The following is a 14,399-nucleotide window of genomic DNA, read 5'->3' on the forward strand; positions in this document are numbered from 1 at the left end:
AATCGGGCCTCGCGGCAGATAGGTGATCGATGAGCGAGGGCGAACTCAGTAACGACGACAAGAGCACCCCCGCCCCTGCACAGCACGGGCGGCGGTTCTCCTTTGCCGAACAGGAATTGCGCCTGATCTCGGCTCTCGTCGTGCTCATCGGGCTCGGGGTCTTCTTCGCCATTCCCTTCGTTCTGTCGATCGGTTCGGTGGTGTTCCTGCCGCTGGTGACGGCGATCATCCTGACCGTCATCCTCTCGCCGCTGGCAGACAAGCTGCATGGGATCGGCCTTCCGAACAGCCTCTCGGCGTTGATTTCACTGATCGTGTTTTTCGCCATCCTGCTGCTGGCGCTGGCGCTTATCCTGCAGCCGGCGGTCGCGCTGTTCGACCAGTTCCCGGCATTGCTGAAACAGGTCGGCGACCGCTTCACCGAACTGCGCAACCAGTTCGACTGGGTGGCGCAGATCAACCAGCAGCTGGCCGACCTGGTGCAGCGAGAGGAGGAACGCGAAGTCGTCGTTGCAACACCCAGCTGGCTCGAGGAAATCGCCATCGCCACGCCGAGCGTGGTGATCGAGACGATCCTCACCCTGCTGATGGCCTATTTCATGATCGAGGCGCGCGTGCGCCTGCGCCAGCGGCTGCTGTTCGGCCGCACCAGCTTCGGCACCAGCATCAAGGCGGCGCGCGTGTTGCGCGAGGTGCAGGACCGTGTCGCGGCATACATATTGACGGTCGGCTGGATCAACGCCTGCGTCGGCGTGGTCGTCGCGCTCGGCGCCTGGGCTCTTGGCGTCGATGCGCCCATCATGTGGGGTGGGCTGGCCGCGATCCTCAATTTCCTGCCTTATATCGGGCCGACAATCATGATCGGCCTTCTGGCCCTGTTCGGCATCGGGACCACCGATACCGTCCTGCTCGGCCTGGTGCCCGCGGCAGCCTATCTCGTGCTCCACACGATCGAGGCCAATGTCATAACGCCTTCGATCCTCGGCGCGCGCTTCACCATGAACCCGGTGATGATCCTGATCGCCCTGTCCTATTTCACCTGGATCTGGGGCGTGTTTGGCGCGCTGCTCTCGGTGCCGATCCTGCTAATGCTGACGGCTCTGTTCGACCATGTCGGCAGGCCCAATGTCATAGGCTTCATCTTCGGCGAACCGCTCTTCGCCACCGATTTCCTCCAAAGCGATACCGAAACCGGCGGGACGCAATAAGAAACCCGCCGCGCCGTGGGGCGCAGCGGGTCAATTCGTCTACCCGGCTTGGGATCAGCAGGGATACTGCCAGGTCGTACCGCGTGCGAGGTTTTCGCTCGCGAACTTCCAGTTGAGCTTGCCGCTCACCGCGTTGAGGTATTCGGGACGCGCGTTCTGGTGGTCGAGGTAATAGGCGTGCTCCCAGAGGTCGATCACCATCAGGGGGTTTACGCCGTCCTGATCGGCCAGCGTGTCGCCATCGTGGGTTTCCTCGATGGTCAGCCCTCCGTTCTTCACCGCAAGCCAGACCCAGCCGCTGGCAAAGTGACCTGCGCCCTTTTCCTTCAGCTTGTCCTTGAGCGCATCGACCGAACCGAAGGTCGTCTCGATCATGCTCTTGAGCTCGTCCGAAGCGTTGGTTTCCTCGGCGGCCATTGAATGCCAGTAAAAGCCGTGGTTCCAGCTCTGGGCCGAATTGTTGAACAGGCCCTGATCGCTGCCGCGCGCCGCAGCGATGACTTCTTCCAGCGTTTTGCCCGCAAGGTCGCCGCCTTCGATCGCTGCGTTGGTCTTGTCGATATAGGCCTTATGGTGCTTGCCGTGGTGATAGCTCAGCGTCTTTGCCGAAACGGCAGGTTCCAGCGCAGTGTCGTCGTAAGGAAGGTCGATCAGCTCGAAGGCCATGGAGTGGTTCCCCTTTTTGGTACGTGTGTAAAACTCTTCTGCGACCCTAACGCACGGATGCGTTCGAGGTTGCACTAGGCCCGGACGAACGGAACGGAAAGGGGGGTGAGTGGTCTTTTCTTCTCGGCCCGAACGCGCCAAAGGGGGGCGGAGGGATAACGGGAAAGATATAGATGGCGCGCAAGTTCTTCGGCACCGACGGCATTCGCGGACGCACCAACGAGGGCGTGATGACGGCCGAAATCGCGATGAAAGTCGGCCAGGCGGCGGGCACGCACTTCCTGCGCGGCGGACACAAGCACCGCGTGGTGATTGGCAAGGACACGCGGCTTTCGGGCTATATGGTCGAAAGCGCGCTGGTGGCGGGCTTCACCAGCGTGGGCATGGATGTGACCATGACAGGTCCCCTGCCCACCCCGGCCATCGCCCTCCTCACGCGCGAGATGCGCGCCGATCTCGGCGTGATGATTTCAGCGAGCCACAATCCGTTCGAGGATAACGGCATCAAGCTGTTCGGCCCCGATGGCTACAAACTTTCCGACGATGCCGAACTCGCCATCGAGACGCTGATGGGGCAGGAGCCGCTGCTTGTCAGCCCCGAGCGAATCGGCCGCGCGCGCCGGATCGACGATGCCAGCGGGCGCTATATCCATGCGGTCAAGCAGTCGGTGGCAAGCGACATCCGCTTCGACGGGCTCAAGGTGGTGGTCGATTGCGCGAATGGTGCGGCCTACAAGGTTGCGCCTTCGGCGATCTGGGAACTGGGCGCGGAAGTGATCGCCATGGGGGTCGAACCCAATGGCACCAATATCAACCGCGATGTCGGCTCGACCTCGCTCGCCGCGATCAAGGCGCGCGTGCTGGAAGAAGGCGCGCATATCGGCATCGCGCTCGATGGCGACGCCGACCGGCTGATCGTGATCGACGAGAAGGGCGAGACGGTCGATGGCGACCAGATCATGGGCCTTATCGCCTCGCGGCTGAAGGATCGCGGGGACCTCACTGGCGGCGGCGTCGTGGCGACCGTGATGAGCAATCTCGGCCTCGAACGCTATCTTGAGGGCATCGGCCTGACGCTCGAGCGCACCAAGGTCGGTGACCGCTACGTGCTCGAACGCATGCGCGAAGGCGGCTTCAATGTCGGCGGCGAGCAGTCGGGCCACATGATCCTGACCGACCACGGCACCACGGGCGATGGCACGGTGGCCGCACTGCGCGTGCTCGCCAGCCTCGTGCGCTCGGGCAAGCCGGCGAGCGAATTGCTCCACGTCTTCGACCCCGTGCCGCAGCTGCTCAAGAACGTGCGCTATTCGGGCGGCAAGCCGCTGGAAGCGGACAGCGTGAAATCGGTCATCGCCGATGCGGAGAAAGAACTCGAAGGCAAGGGCCGCCTCGTCATCCGTCCCTCGGGCACCGAACCGGTGATCCGCGTCATGGCCGAAGGCGACGATGCCGCGCAGGTCGAAGCCGTGGTCGACCGGATTTGCGATGCCGTAAGGGATGCTGCCTGATGCTCGAAATGCGCCCCGATTGCGAACGCTGCGGCATGGACCTTCCGGCCGAGAACCCCGGCGCCTTCATCTGCAGCTTCGAATGCACTTATTGCGCCGATTGCGCCGACGATCTCGACGATCTCTGCCCCAATTGCAGCGGCGAGCTGATGGACCGCCCGACCCGCGCGAAGAAGCTGCAGGAGAAATTCCCGCCGAGTACAGAGCGCAAGTTCAAGGGCTGAGCGGTCGATGCAAGGCGCCTTGCGATCCATTCTCGGCATCACCGTGCTGACCTTATTCCTCGGGGCGGTCATCGCGCCGCTCATCATGATCTTCGCCCTTCCGCTCACCTTCCCCGCGCTCGAGCCGAGGCTCTGCGAGGAGGGTGCCAGTCTTGTGCTGGACGCTGCGCCTTATCCGGAGACTGGCCGTTCGCTCTATTGCCGGGGCGGGGCGTCTGACGTGATCGTGCGCAGCGGCGAATTCACGCGGGCAGCTGTCCCGCTTTATCTCATGGTGCTGTTTGTCGTGGTCTGGCTGCCCCTCGTGATCCGCAAGCTGAAAGGCCCGGAGCCCGATACCTACGACCAGCGCATTCGCAATATGACCGACGGAGAAGGCCTTTGACCGCCCCCCGCATACTGTCCGTCGCCGGATCCGATTCGTCGGGCGGCGCGGGTATACAGGCCGACATAAAGACCATCACGATGCTCGGCGGCTATGCGATGACTGCCATCACTGCCGTCACCGCGCAGAACACGTGCGGGGTGCAGGGGATCGAAACCATGCATCCCGATCTCGTGATGGACCAGGTCGAAAGCTGCCTCACCGACATCGGGGCAGACGCCATCAAGATCGGCATGCTCGGCTCGCCCGAGATCGCCATGCGACTGGCCGAGCGGCTCGATACCTTTCCAGGCGCAATCGTCTTCGATCCGGTCATGGTCGCGACCAGCGGCTCGGTGCTGGCGGACGAGGCCACCATCGGAGCCTTCGCCGCGCTGATGCAGATCGCCACGATCGTCACACCGAACCTGCCCGAACTCGCCGCGCTCACCGGGCGGGATGAAATCGCCGAAGAGGATGTCTTCGATGCAGCGACCGAGCTGGCCGATGCTCAGGACACCATCGTGCTCGCCAAGGGCGGCCATGGCGAAGGCGACCAGGTAATCGACTACGTGGTCTCTTCCAGCGGCAAGATCGCCAGTTTCGGCCACCAGCGGATCGAAACGCGCCACACGCATGGCACCGGCTGCACGCTATCCGCGGCGCTTGCCACCATGCTCGCGCATGGCCAGCCTTTGACCCACGCGATCCGCATCGCCCGCGCCTTTACCCGGGCCGCCATCGAGCAGGCACCGGGTTTTGGCGAAGGCAGCGGCCCGCTCGGCCATCACGCCGTCAGGAAGCTGTTCGAAGACTAGCGGTCGAGGTCGTAGAAGCCGGCGATCTTTTCCCAGGCTTCGTCGGCGGTCTCGACCCAGCGGAACAGGTCGAGATCCTTCTTCGAGATCGTGCCTTCCTCGGCAATCGCCTCGAAGTTGATCACGCGGGTCCAGAAGTCCTTGCCGAACAGCAGGATCGGCATGGGCTTCATCTTGCCCGTCTGGATCAGCGTGAGCAGCTCGAAGAATTCGTCGAACGTACCGAAACCGCCGGGGAACACCGCCACTGCCTTGGCGCGCAGCAGGAAGTGCATCTTGCGCAGCGCGAAATAGTGGAAGTTGAGGCTGAGGTAGGGCGTCACATACTGGTTGGGAGCCTGCTCGTGCGGCAGGATGATGTTGAGCCCGATGCTCTCGCCGCCCGCATCGCTCGCGCCGCGATTGGCCGCTTCCATGATCGAAGGGCCGCCGCCCGAGCACACCACGAACTGGCGCTTGCCATCCTCGATGATCGATTTCTCGGTGACCATGCGCGCCAGCTTGCGCGCCTCGCCGTAATATTTGCTCTTGGCGACAAGGCTTTCTACGACCTTGCGATCCTCGTCAGGCAGGTCCTTCGCACCCGCCAGCGCCTCTTCGGCGGCTTCGGGCGGGGGAATTCGCGCGCTGCCGTACATCACCATGGTGGAACCCACCCCGGCCTCGTCGAGGATCATTTCGGGCTTCAGCAGCTCGAGCTGGAAACGCACCGGACGCAATTCCTCGCGCAGGAGGAATTCCTTGTCCTGGAACGCCAACTTGTAGGAAGGATGCGCCGTTTGCGGCGTGTGGACCTCAAGGCCCTTCTTTTCGAATTCGGCCTCTTTTTCGGCCGGGTAGAACTTGCGATCCTTGAGATCGCGCTTTTTCTTTTCTTCTTCTGTCATGGCACGCGCGATAGAGCGGCCATGCGTCAGCGACAAGTCGGTAAGGAGAAAATGGCAGGGGTGACAGGATTCGAACCCGTGGCCCTCGGTTTTGGAGACCGATGCTCTACCAGCTGAGCTACACCCCTGCAGCTAGGAAGCGGCGCATTAGTATGGGCGGGGCAGAATGGCAAGCGGCGTATCGCGCCTGATTGCGCAAACTGATAGGATGCGCGCCATGCATGCCCCCGTGCCAGATACGATCCCGGTCGAGCTGCTGCTGCGCGCCTATCGCAGCGGGGTCTTTCCCATGGCCGATCACCGCAACGACCGCGAGGTCTATTGGGTGGAGCCGCGCGAGCGGGCGATCATCCCGCTGGGCGGGCTGCACGTCTCGAAATCCTTGCGGAAGGTCATCAGGCAGGATCGCTTCCGCGTCAGCTGCGACGAAGATTTCGCGAGCGTCATCGCCGCCTGCGCCCAGCCGCGCGAGGAACTGGCCGAAAGCTGGATCAGCCACCAGATCGAGGCGAGCTACATCGCGCTGCATCGCGCAGGGCATGCGCATTCGATCGAGGTCTGGCTCGGCGAGGAACTGGTCGGCGGGCTCTACGGCGTGGCCTTCGACCGCGTTTTCTGCGGCGAAAGCATGTTCAGCCGCGCCACCAATGCCAGCAAGGTCGCGCTCGCATGGCTGGTCGCCGCGATGCGCAATGCGGGCTACGTGCTGCTCGACTGCCAGTTCATGACCGAACACCTCGCCAGCATGGGCGCGGTGGCGATGCCGCAGGCGGCCTATCTGGAGAAACTGTTCGCGGCTCAAGGCCAGCCGTCAGCGACCATCCCGCAAGCAGTGGCCGCAGCCAATGCTCACTCTTCGCCCGGGAATTCCATCGCGCAGGATTTGACCCAGACGTCGTAGATCGGGTGCTCGACCACGTTGATCGAGGGCTTGTTCTTGAACAGCCAGCCCGAGAAAACGCGGCGGAAATCGCTTTCGCTCCCGCGCTCGCGCACGAGGACCTGGACGAAGGCGCCCTCGTCCTTTTCAAATTCCCACGGTGCGGTCCGCTCGCAGGCACGCAGGCGGACGATGACATCGCCGACGCGTTGCTGTTCGCCAGGCTTCAGCTCGAGGTCCTGGCTGAGATTGTTGCGCTTGTTCAAAAGGCCGATCGTGGCGACGCGCTCTTCCATCGGTGTGCCGATCCCTGCGTCTTCGGCAACCACCTCGGGCAGTTCGACATCCTGCAGCTCTTCGGGAATTTCGGTCTCGACCGCTTCGGGCGCGGGCGGATCGTCCGAACAGGCGGCCAGCATCGCCAGTGGAAACAGCAGCGCGACCGCCCGGCTCATCGTCAGGCGTCCGGCGACCAGGCTTCGTAATCGCCCACCGCAGCAGCGCGCTTGCCGCCCCGCTCCAGCGCACCCTGAGGGCGGTAGGCGGTGCCGGTGCCCGTTGCGTTGGGCGTATAGTCGGCTTCCCAGATGCGAGCGGGCGGAAGATTGCTCTCGGGCACGTCGTCGAAGGCTCCGTGCAGCCAGCCGTGCCATTCGCTCGGCACGCGGCTCGCATCGTTGACGCCTTCGTAGATCACCCAGCGGCGTTCGCGCTGGCCTTTCTTGGGCTTGGAGCGGAAATAGGCATTGCCCTGTGCATCGGTGCCGACCTGTTCGCCGTTGCGCCAGCTCCAGAGGTGCGTCCCGATGGTCGCACCGTCCCACCATGTGAAGATTTTGCCGAGAAGACTCATGGCGGCGCGCCTAGCGGATTCGTGCGCGCGCGCCAAGCACCTGTTGCGCGCCTACCAACTCACCTGGTCGCCCGGCTCGATCCCGAGCTCGGCCGCGCGCCCGCCGGCCATCTCCAGCGTGGCGCTGCTCGATCCGACCGAGAAATACTGCTTGGGCGAATTGGGCTCGGCCATGGCGACGATGTTGGAGACCCGGCCATCGACACCGATGAAGACGATGTCGACCGGAAAGGTCGAATCCTTGGTCCAGAAAACCTGTGCGGTCTGCTCGCTATTGGGAAACAGCATTGCCTCGTTCGGCCCCAGGCCGTCGCGACCTTCGAGGCCCTTCGCCTGCGCCTCTTTCGTATCGGCGACTTCGGCATCGAGGACGTGCGAGCCGCTCTTCGAAACCACGGTAACCTGCGTCGTCTCAAGACCGGATTCCGATGTTGGAGCGGATTGGGCGTCGCAGCCTGCCAAGGCCAGCGCGGCGAGTGCCGCAATCAATCCAGAGCTTCTGCGACCCATTCTTCCAGCTCCCTTTCGCTATTTGCCTCGACCGCGCGGCGGGCGTGATCGAAGGAATGGCCCGCGCGCAGGATTGCGGCAAGCTGCTTTTCGCGGGCCTTGTGTGCCGCTTCGGGACCCTCGCCCACGGGCGCAATCCTGAAGGGGCCGAAGCGCCGCCGCCTCACGTAGGCGAACAGCGCCTCGCGCGCCTCCGCCTCGTCCGGCGCATTGGCAGCACGCACGCCCTCCCCAAGCCCATCGGCGCGCAGCTTCTCCTCGACCCGGCGCGCGCCATAGCCCCGCGCGAGCAGGCCGCCTGTCTTCATGCGGGCATAAGCCTCGTCATCGACGTAATTCTTCTCGGCAAAGCGCTGGACCAGACCGCCGATATCGGGCTCCCCTTCGCCATCCCAGCCGCGTTCGCGCAGCTTGCGTTTCAGGTAGAATTCGAGCTTGCCGGACGAGGTCGCGAACCGCGCGACATAATGCAGCGCGAGGTCGTTCAGCCGCGTGCGGTCGAGCGGTTTGGGCGTGCGACGAGTGCGCCTTCCTGTTGCATGACCATCAGCCATCGGCCATATTCGTGCCACAAACCTTGACGAATGGGAAAGATTGAAGACGAGCTGCCATTGGGAGGGCAGCCTAAATTCGCTTGAGGGTCGCCTACAAGGCACTGTTTTCAAAAGGTTCACAAGATAAATATGACCGACGCCGTTTTGACGCCGACGCCGAATGATTGCAGCCTGCCACGCCGCAGGAGCGATTTCGCGACCTTCAACGAGGCCATCGATTACGCCGCCAAGAGCGAAAAGGGCCTCAATTTTCACGACATGCGCGGCAATCTCGAACGCGCCTATCCTTTCTCCGAAATGCGCGAGGATGCGCTGAAGCTGGCCTATGTCATGAAGGCCTATGGCATCGGGAAGGATGACCGCGTCGCGCTGGTCGCCGAAACCAGCCCCGAGTTCGCCGCATTGTTCTGCGCCTGCATCTATGCCGGCGCGTGGCCCGTGCCGCTGCCGCTGCCGACCACTTTCGGCGGCAAGGACAGCTATATCGACCAGCTCAAGGTCCAGCTGGCCAGCAGCGATCCGAAGATCCTCATCTATCCGCCCGACATCGCCGAGATGGCCAAGGCCGCGGCCGACAACCAGGGCTGCGACGGCGAAAGCTGGGATGTTTTTGCGCAGCGCGATGGGCCGCAGTGCGAGCTTCCCGAAGCCAGCCCCGACGATATCAGCTATCTGCAATATTCCAGCGGCTCGACCCGCTTCCCGACCGGCGTCGCGGTGACCCACGAGGCGCTGCTGCATAACCTTTTCGGCCATTCCACAGGCGTGGACCTCGGTGAAAACGACCGCGTGGTCAGCTGGCTGCCGTGGTACCATGACATGGGCCTCGTCGGCTGCTTCCTCTCGCCGATCGCGAACCAGGCTTCGGTCGATTACATCAAGACCGAACATTTCGCGCGTCGCCCACTCGCATGGCTCGACCTCATCAGCCGCAACCAGGGCAACACGCTCAGCTATTCGCCGACTTTCGGCTACGATATTTGCGCACGCCGCATTTCCAGCCAGAGCCATGTGTCGGAACGCTTCGACCTCTCGCGCTGGCGCACTGCGGGCAATGGCGCGGACATGATCCGCCCCGACGTGATGCAGAATTTCGTCAACGCCTTTGCCGAAGCGGGATTCAAGGCATCGGCCTTCACCCCCAGCTACGGCCTCGCCGAAGCGACGCTGGCGGTCACCGTCATGCCCCCGGGCGAAGGCATCCGTGTCGAACTGGTCGAGGAAGAGCGCCTTTCGGGCCGTCCGCGCGACCTGTCGAAACCTGCCCGCTACCGCGCCATCGTCAACTGCGGCAAGGCGCTCCCGGGCATGGAAGTGGAAATCCGCGGCGAGAACGGCGACATTCGCGGCGACCACCAGATCGGCAAGGTCTGGTGCCGCGGCAAGAGCGTGATGCACTCCTATTTCCGTAACGAGGAAGCCACCAGCGATTGCCTGGTAGACGGCTGGCTCGATACGGGCGACATGGGCTATCTCGCCGATGGCTACCTGTTCATCGTCGGCCGGGCGAAGGACATGATCATCATCAACGGCAAGAACCTCTGGCCGCAGGATATCGAATGGGCGGTCGAGCAGCTGCCCGGCTTCAATCACGGCGACATCGCCGCCTTCTCGATCGACACGCCCGATGGCGAGGAGGCTCCTGCCGTACTCGTCCACTGCCGCGTTTCCGAGCCCGAAGAGCGGATCAAGCTACGCGAACAGATCGCCGACAAGGTCCGCGGGGTGACCGGAATGAGCTGTGTGGTCGAACTCGTACCGCCGCGCACCTTGCCGCGCACCAGCTCGGGCAAGCTCAGCCGCGCCAAGGCAAAGCGGCTTTACCTGTCGGGCGAAATCCAGCCGATCGAGTTGGAGATGGCTGCCTGACGCGCGGACTGTTTCTGCGGGGCAACTATAACATTTAGCAAAATCAGCGCCTTCGCCATTCGTCGCGGGAATCCGCTCAATTCGTCCGAGAATGGCGGAACTCCGCGATTTTCTTGACGTTTGGTCATCATGCTACGCGGGTCGCCCAATTATTTCGCGTTATTGCCATGATGAAGAAACTGCCTGGGAAACGGGTTCTGATCGTGGAGGACAACCCTCTCCTCGCCTATGACTTAAAAGACTTGCTGGCCGATGTCGGAGTTCACAGCGTGGGCCCGGCTTTCGACCTTGCTTCCGGACTCAAACTTGCACGCGAGGGGCCGCTCGATGCGGCGTTGCTCGACATCAATCTCGGAAACGAAATGGTCTGGCCATTGGCGGGCGAGCTTCGCCAACTCGGAGTGCCGGTCATTTTCATAAGTGCCGAATGCACGCTGCGAGACTTCCCGCCGGAGTTCAAGAAATTGCTTTGTTTGGAAAAGCCGGCCACCAACGATCTTATTCTCGAGAGTCTGGCGGAGGCCGTCGCGGCCTAAAGTTTGTTCCCGTCAGTCCAGCGTGCGCAGATAGAAACGGATCGACGGCCCGTTCTTGTGCCATTCGACACTCGCCGGTGCATCGCCGGTCGAGCCGATCCTCTCGACCAGCAGCATTCCCGAACCAAGTTTTTCGGGTTGCGGAAGCGGTTTGCCAATGTCTTCGTGCCAGTGAAGGCACAGAGAACGGCCCTTCATCAGGCCCGAAAGGGTGATCTTGCCCTTGTCGTTGCTAAGCGCACCATATTTGAGCGCATTGGTTTGCAACTCGCCGAGGATCAGCGCCAGTTGCTGCACAGCATCGTCGCCCAGGCGTACGTCGGGTATGGATAGCAATTCGATCGCATCCCCCGCGCCGCTTGCGCCGAGCACTTGCCGAAGAGCTTCGAACGCAGTGACCGGCTCATCGCGGTGGACGGTGAGCAAATCCTGTGCGCGGGCAAGTGCGAGCAGCTTCTGTTCGAGCTTGCCGACCAATTCCTTCGCCGTATCGGTGTGGCGCGCCAGCAGTTTCGCAACCGAGCCAACGACCGCCAACTGGTTCTTGAGCCGGTGCCGCATCTCGCGGGCAACGCTTTCTGCGAGATCCGCATCACGTTCGGCTTCCTCGCGGCGCAACTGGTCGCTGAGCCGACGGTTCATGTAATCCGTCACGTCGCGCATGGTGACGAGGACATGGGCCAACTCGCCAGACGAATCCATGACCGGTGCGACGCTTACGTCCCACCAATGCGAGTGGCCCGACGTGGTCGGACAGAAGGCTTCGAACCGGCTACGCTGTCCGCGAACCGCTTTGTCGAATGCCGTTTTCACTTTCTTGTGCGCGTCATCGGGCCAGAATTCGACCCAGGGCTTGCCGGCGACAGTCTCGAAATCATCGACCTCAAGCGCCTCTCGCGCATGGGCATTCATATATTCGAGTTCGCTGGTCGGGCTGAGCAGCTGGATACAATCCTGCGACTGATCGAGGATCGCCGCGAGGACGACCTGCGATTCATCCGCCAATTGTGTCATAAATCCGCTGGACACCAGAATTCCCCGTCCGCGTTGACGCGACCCATCGCGTTGCGACTCTGCTAACACAAAAAACCTTTATTTCCGAATCATTTAAGCGAAGCTTCCGGAGAGCCTTGAAGATCGCGTCTTAGCTACCTAATACAGATACAGGATTCACACGGAGGATTTCGCCCGTCATGAGTGATGCAAAACCGCAGGCAGACACCGCCAGCGCGCCCAAAACGGCTCCCACCACGACGGCGGCTCCGCCCGAGTTCGACCTCACCCCGCCCGATCCCGTTCCGGCAATCTCGGCAGAGAAGGCTGCGGGCCTCGTTCCGGTCTCCGAAGAGGTCAAGAGCAAGCTCGAAACAAAGGTCGACAGCTTCGTCGCCGACCTGATCGCGCAGGATGCGAATTCGCCGGAATTCGGCAAGAAGGTCGACCAGCTGACCAACATGGGCCGCAAGGAAATCATGGCGGCGGCCGGCATGTCCAACCGCTTCCTCGACCGTCCGGTGCGCGCGATGGACAAGGACGAAGGCGTGGGCGCGAACCTTGCCGAACTGCGCCGCGTCGTCGAAGATCTCGATCCGGGCAAGCGCGGCAAGCTTTCGGGCACGCGCAAGTTCCTCGGCATCATTCCCTTCGGCAACAAGCTGACGAATTATTTCCGCAGCTACCAGAGCGCGCAGACGCATATCCAGTCGATCCTGCTCAACCTGTCGAGCGGCAAGGACGAGCTGATCATGGACAATGCCGCGATCGACGTCGAACGGCAGAAGCTGTGGGAAGCGATGGGCAACCTCGAGCAGATGATCCACATCTCCAACACGCTCGACGCCAAGCTGGAGGAAAAGGCCGCCGAACTCGACGCGACCGATCCGGCCAAGGCCAAGGCGGTGCGCGAGACGGCGCTTTTCTATGTCCGCCAGCGCACGCAGGACCTGCTCACCCAGATGGCAGTGAGCGTGCAGGGCTACCTCGCGCTCGACCTGGTCAAGAAGAACAATGTCGAGCTGGTAAAGGGTGTGGACCGCGCCAGCACCACCACTGTCGGTGCGCTGCGTACGGCGGTAACCGTCGCCGAGGCCATGACCAACCAGCGCCTCGTGCTCGGCCAGATCACCGCGCTCAACGAGACGACGTCGGGCATCATCGATTCCACCAGCACCATGCTGCGCGAGCAGACCGGCAAGATCCACGAGCAGGCCGCCGCCAGCACGATCCCCTTGGAAACGCTGCAGCGGGCCTTCCAGAATATCTACGATACGATGGACGAGGTCGACGACTTCAAGGTCCGCGCGCTCGAAAGCATGAAGCAGACCGTCACGGTCCTGTCCGACGAAGTCGAGAAGTCGAAAGGCTATATCGCCCGCGCCGAAGGGCAGGCACAGGCGCAGAAGCAGGTTGCCGAAAGCGGCCTGTTGAGCATCGAGGGCTAGGACCTTGGGCGAACTCACCCGCGATAGCGACCGGATAATCGAGGACGCACGCCGCGTGCGTGACGACAACCGTTCCGGCGGGCGTCATCGCCGCGCGGGATCGATCGGTGCAGGCTCCGCCAGCCTCAAGTCCAAGCATCTGACGAAGAAGCTGGTCCAGCTGGCGATCGGCTTCGTCGGCATCCTGATCGCGGCAGGTGTTGCCGGGGCGATCCTCAACGGCATCGGTTTCTGGGGCGTCATGATCACCTTCCTCGTGATGGTCCTGCTGTTCGGCGGCGTGCTCTCGCAGAAGGTCAAGGTTCCCGCGCGGGCAGACATCAACAAGGGCAATGTCCAGCAGATGGTAGGCCGCACCGAGCTGTGGCTTGAAAGCCAGGCCCCTTCCCTGCCCCCTCCGGCCGCGCGCATCGTCAACGACATGGGCGTACAGCTCGACGCGCTCGGCCTGCAGCTCGAAGGGGTCGACCAGAACCATCCCAAGGCGCGCGAAGTGCGCAGCCTCGTCGGCGAACAGCTGCCCGAGATGATCGAAAGCTATCGCCGGATCCCAGCGCATATGCGGAGCGAAGAGCGCGCCGGGTCGACACCCGACCAGCAACTTACCGAGAGCCTCGGCAAGATCAGCGGCGAGATCGATTCCATTACCCGCCAGCTGGCCGAAGGCTCGCTCGACGACCTCGCGATCAAGCATCGCTATCTCGACTACAAGTTCGGCAGCGGGGCCGAAACCAGCCCCCAATTGGAGCATAAGGACTGATGCGCGTTCCCCTCCAGCATAATCTCGGCAAGGAGGAGGTGCGCCGCCGCCTTCATGCACGCAGCCACGAGATCGGCGACGCGATCCCGGGCGGGATGGCAGACGTCACCACGAGCTGGCCGAACGAGGACTGCATGGCCTTGGATATCAAGGCGATGGGCAACGTCACCCGTGCCCAGGTGTTGATCGAGGATACGCAGGTGGTCTTCGAAATCGACCTGCCGCCGGCGCTGTCCTTCGTTGAGCCGATCGTTGCCGGGGCCATCCGCAAGAAGGGCCAGAAGCTGCTCGAGCAAAAATAGGTCTCCCCCCGGCCAG

At 62.7% G+C, this 14,399-nt stretch carries 18 protein-coding genes and 1 tRNA gene; 11 read left to right on the forward strand and 8 right to left on the reverse strand.

Annotation, left to right across the window (positions count from 1 at the left end):
- Positions 1 to 29 precede the first annotated feature (29 nt).
- Positions 30 to 1,208, forward strand: a complete 1,179-nt coding sequence (locus K3178_RS13600; RefSeq protein WP_221571958.1) for an AI-2E family transporter — start codon at positions 30 to 32, stop codon at positions 1,206 to 1,208.
- A 54-nt stretch (positions 1,209 to 1,262) separates the two neighbouring features.
- Here K3178_RS13600 and K3178_RS13605 read toward each other — a convergent pair whose 3' ends face one another.
- Positions 1,263 to 1,874 carry a superoxide dismutase gene (locus tag K3178_RS13605; protein ID WP_221571959.1) on the reverse strand — a complete coding sequence of 204 codons (612 nt, stop codon included), beginning with the start codon at positions 1,872 to 1,874 and terminating at the stop codon, positions 1,263 to 1,265.
- Between the two features lie 173 nt (positions 1,875 to 2,047).
- Here K3178_RS13605 and glmM point away from each other — a divergent pair, with 173 nt between their 5' ends.
- From glmM to thiD, 4 genes are read left to right on the forward strand one after another with little or no spacing between them, the layout of a single operon-like run.
- Complete coding sequence (glmM, locus tag K3178_RS13610) at positions 2,048 to 3,385, forward strand: phosphoglucosamine mutase (RefSeq protein WP_221571960.1); 1,338 nt, start codon at positions 2,048 to 2,050, stop codon at positions 3,383 to 3,385.
- On the forward strand, positions 3,385 to 3,609 hold the full coding sequence (locus tag K3178_RS13615) for a DUF1272 domain-containing protein (protein ID WP_221571961.1): 225 nt from the start codon (positions 3,385 to 3,387) through the stop codon (positions 3,607 to 3,609). The genes glmM and K3178_RS13615 overlap by 1 nt, the downstream gene beginning before the upstream one ends.
- A 7-nt stretch (positions 3,610 to 3,616) precedes the next feature.
- Positions 3,617 to 3,994 (forward strand): hypothetical protein, encoded by a 378-nt coding sequence (locus K3178_RS13620; protein WP_221571962.1) that lies wholly within the window; start codon positions 3,617 to 3,619, stop codon positions 3,992 to 3,994.
- Positions 3,991 to 4,791: a bifunctional hydroxymethylpyrimidine kinase/phosphomethylpyrimidine kinase gene (gene thiD, locus K3178_RS13625; RefSeq protein WP_221571963.1), complete on the forward strand. Its 801-nt coding sequence runs from the start codon at positions 3,991 to 3,993 to the stop codon at positions 4,789 to 4,791. The genes K3178_RS13620 and thiD overlap by 4 nt, the downstream gene beginning before the upstream one ends.
- Here the strand turns inward: thiD and K3178_RS13630 are convergent.
- Together K3178_RS13630 and K3178_RS13635 are read right to left on the reverse strand one after the other, a co-directional pair.
- Entirely contained in the window at positions 4,788 to 5,678 is an 891-nt protein-coding gene (locus K3178_RS13630; RefSeq protein ID WP_221571964.1) for an LOG family protein, read from the reverse strand. The genes thiD and K3178_RS13630 overlap by 4 nt on opposite strands.
- 52 nt (positions 5,679 to 5,730) lie before the next feature.
- Positions 5,731 to 5,806: transfer RNA gene (locus tag K3178_RS13635), tRNA-Trp, on the reverse strand.
- Between the two features lie 89 nt (positions 5,807 to 5,895).
- Here K3178_RS13635 and aat point away from each other — a divergent pair.
- The gene (aat, locus tag K3178_RS13640; protein WP_221571965.1) at positions 5,896 to 6,579 is read left to right on the forward strand and encodes a leucyl/phenylalanyl-tRNA--protein transferase; all 684 of its coding nucleotides are present in this window, start codon (positions 5,896 to 5,898) and stop codon (positions 6,577 to 6,579) included.
- On the opposite strand, the gene K3178_RS13645 is transcribed toward aat, so the two are convergent.
- From K3178_RS13645 to K3178_RS13660, 4 genes are read right to left on the reverse strand one after another with little or no spacing between them, the layout of a single operon-like run.
- Positions 6,528 to 7,013, reverse strand: a complete 486-nt coding sequence (locus K3178_RS13645; protein ID WP_247713813.1) for a DUF2155 domain-containing protein — start codon at positions 7,011 to 7,013, stop codon at positions 6,528 to 6,530. The genes aat and K3178_RS13645 overlap by 52 nt on opposite strands.
- Positions 7,014 to 7,015: 2 nt before the next feature.
- Positions 7,016 to 7,411 (reverse strand): NADH:ubiquinone oxidoreductase subunit NDUFA12, encoded by a 396-nt coding sequence (locus K3178_RS13650; protein WP_221571966.1) that lies wholly within the window; start codon positions 7,409 to 7,411, stop codon positions 7,016 to 7,018.
- 51 nt (positions 7,412 to 7,462) lie between these two features.
- Positions 7,463 to 7,921: a DUF192 domain-containing protein gene (locus K3178_RS13655; RefSeq protein ID WP_221571967.1), complete on the reverse strand. Its 459-nt coding sequence runs from the start codon at positions 7,919 to 7,921 to the stop codon at positions 7,463 to 7,465.
- The gene (locus K3178_RS13660; RefSeq protein ID WP_221571968.1) at positions 7,897 to 8,475 is read right to left on the reverse strand and encodes a regulatory protein RecX; all 579 of its coding nucleotides are present in this window, start codon (positions 8,473 to 8,475) and stop codon (positions 7,897 to 7,899) included. Before K3178_RS13660 ends, K3178_RS13655 begins: the two co-directional genes overlap by 25 nt.
- A 129-nt stretch (positions 8,476 to 8,604) precedes the next feature.
- Here K3178_RS13660 and K3178_RS13665 point away from each other — a divergent pair, with 129 nt between their 5' ends.
- Positions 8,605 to 10,344, forward strand: coding sequence for a fatty acyl-AMP ligase (locus K3178_RS13665; protein WP_221571969.1), 1,740 nt, complete (start codon positions 8,605 to 8,607; stop codon positions 10,342 to 10,344).
- Positions 10,345 to 10,511: 167 nt separating this feature from the next.
- The gene (locus K3178_RS13670) at positions 10,512 to 10,880 is read left to right on the forward strand and encodes a response regulator (RefSeq protein ID WP_221571970.1); all 369 of its coding nucleotides are present in this window, start codon (positions 10,512 to 10,514) and stop codon (positions 10,878 to 10,880) included.
- Positions 10,881 to 10,892: 12 nt separating this feature from the next.
- On the opposite strand, the gene K3178_RS13675 is transcribed toward K3178_RS13670, so the two are convergent.
- Positions 10,893 to 11,894 carry a PAS domain-containing protein gene (locus K3178_RS13675; RefSeq protein ID WP_221571971.1) on the reverse strand — a complete coding sequence of 334 codons (1,002 nt, stop codon included), beginning with the start codon at positions 11,892 to 11,894 and terminating at the stop codon, positions 10,893 to 10,895.
- Between the two features lie 179 nt (positions 11,895 to 12,073).
- Between K3178_RS13675 and K3178_RS13680 the strand changes: the two genes are divergently transcribed.
- From K3178_RS13680 to K3178_RS13690, 3 genes are read left to right on the forward strand one after another with little or no spacing between them, the layout of a single operon-like run.
- Positions 12,074 to 13,321: a toxic anion resistance protein gene (locus tag K3178_RS13680; protein WP_221571972.1), complete on the forward strand. Its 1,248-nt coding sequence runs from the start codon at positions 12,074 to 12,076 to the stop codon at positions 13,319 to 13,321.
- A gap of 4 nt (positions 13,322 to 13,325) precedes the next feature.
- Entirely contained in the window at positions 13,326 to 14,081 is a 756-nt protein-coding gene (locus tag K3178_RS13685) for a hypothetical protein (RefSeq protein ID WP_221571973.1), read from the forward strand.
- The gene (locus K3178_RS13690) at positions 14,081 to 14,383 is read left to right on the forward strand and encodes a polyhydroxyalkanoic acid system family protein (protein ID WP_221571974.1); all 303 of its coding nucleotides are present in this window, start codon (positions 14,081 to 14,083) and stop codon (positions 14,381 to 14,383) included. The genes K3178_RS13685 and K3178_RS13690 overlap by 1 nt, the downstream gene beginning before the upstream one ends.
- Positions 14,384 to 14,399: the final 16 nt, after the last annotated feature.

It is taken from the genome of Qipengyuania sphaerica, from assembly GCF_019711595.1.
In the GTDB taxonomy this organism is placed as follows: domain Bacteria; phylum Pseudomonadota; class Alphaproteobacteria; order Sphingomonadales; family Sphingomonadaceae; genus Qipengyuania; species Qipengyuania sphaerica.

Bases quoted from the DNA above. Each gene is read 5' to 3' on its own strand.
- K3178_RS13680 (WP_221571972.1), top strand. From the start codon at position 12,074: ATGAGTGATGCAAAACCGCAGGCAGACACCGCCAGCGCGCCCAAAACG.
- K3178_RS13650 (WP_221571966.1), bottom strand. From the start codon at position 7,411: ATGAGTCTTCTCGGCAAAATCTTCACATGGTGGGACGGTGCGACCATC.
- K3178_RS13645 (WP_247713813.1), bottom strand. From the start codon at position 7,013: ATGAGCCGGGCGGTCGCGCTGCTGTTTCCACTGGCGATGCTGGCCGCC.
- K3178_RS13665 (WP_221571969.1), top strand. From the start codon at position 8,605: ATGACCGACGCCGTTTTGACGCCGACGCCGAATGATTGCAGCCTGCCA.
- aat (WP_221571965.1), top strand. From the start codon at position 5,896: ATGCATGCCCCCGTGCCAGATACGATCCCGGTCGAGCTGCTGCTGCGC.
- K3178_RS13660 (WP_221571968.1), bottom strand. From the start codon at position 8,475: ATGGCTGATGGTCATGCAACAGGAAGGCGCACTCGTCGCACGCCCAAA.
- K3178_RS13620 (WP_221571962.1), top strand. From the start codon at position 3,617: ATGCAAGGCGCCTTGCGATCCATTCTCGGCATCACCGTGCTGACCTTA.
- K3178_RS13690 (WP_221571974.1), top strand. From the start codon at position 14,081: ATGCGCGTTCCCCTCCAGCATAATCTCGGCAAGGAGGAGGTGCGCCGC.
- K3178_RS13670 (WP_221571970.1), top strand. From the start codon at position 10,512: ATGATGAAGAAACTGCCTGGGAAACGGGTTCTGATCGTGGAGGACAAC.
- K3178_RS13655 (WP_221571967.1), bottom strand. From the start codon at position 7,921: ATGGGTCGCAGAAGCTCTGGATTGATTGCGGCACTCGCCGCGCTGGCC.
- K3178_RS13675 (WP_221571971.1), bottom strand. From the start codon at position 11,894: ATGACACAATTGGCGGATGAATCGCAGGTCGTCCTCGCGGCGATCCTC.
- K3178_RS13605 (WP_221571959.1), bottom strand. From the start codon at position 1,874: ATGGCCTTCGAGCTGATCGACCTTCCTTACGACGACACTGCGCTGGAA.
- K3178_RS13630 (WP_221571964.1), bottom strand. From the start codon at position 5,678: ATGACAGAAGAAGAAAAGAAAAAGCGCGATCTCAAGGATCGCAAGTTC.
- K3178_RS13600 (WP_221571958.1), top strand. From the start codon at position 30: ATGAGCGAGGGCGAACTCAGTAACGACGACAAGAGCACCCCCGCCCCT.
- glmM (WP_221571960.1), top strand. From the start codon at position 2,048: ATGGCGCGCAAGTTCTTCGGCACCGACGGCATTCGCGGACGCACCAAC.
- K3178_RS13615 (WP_221571961.1), top strand. From the start codon at position 3,385: ATGCTCGAAATGCGCCCCGATTGCGAACGCTGCGGCATGGACCTTCCG.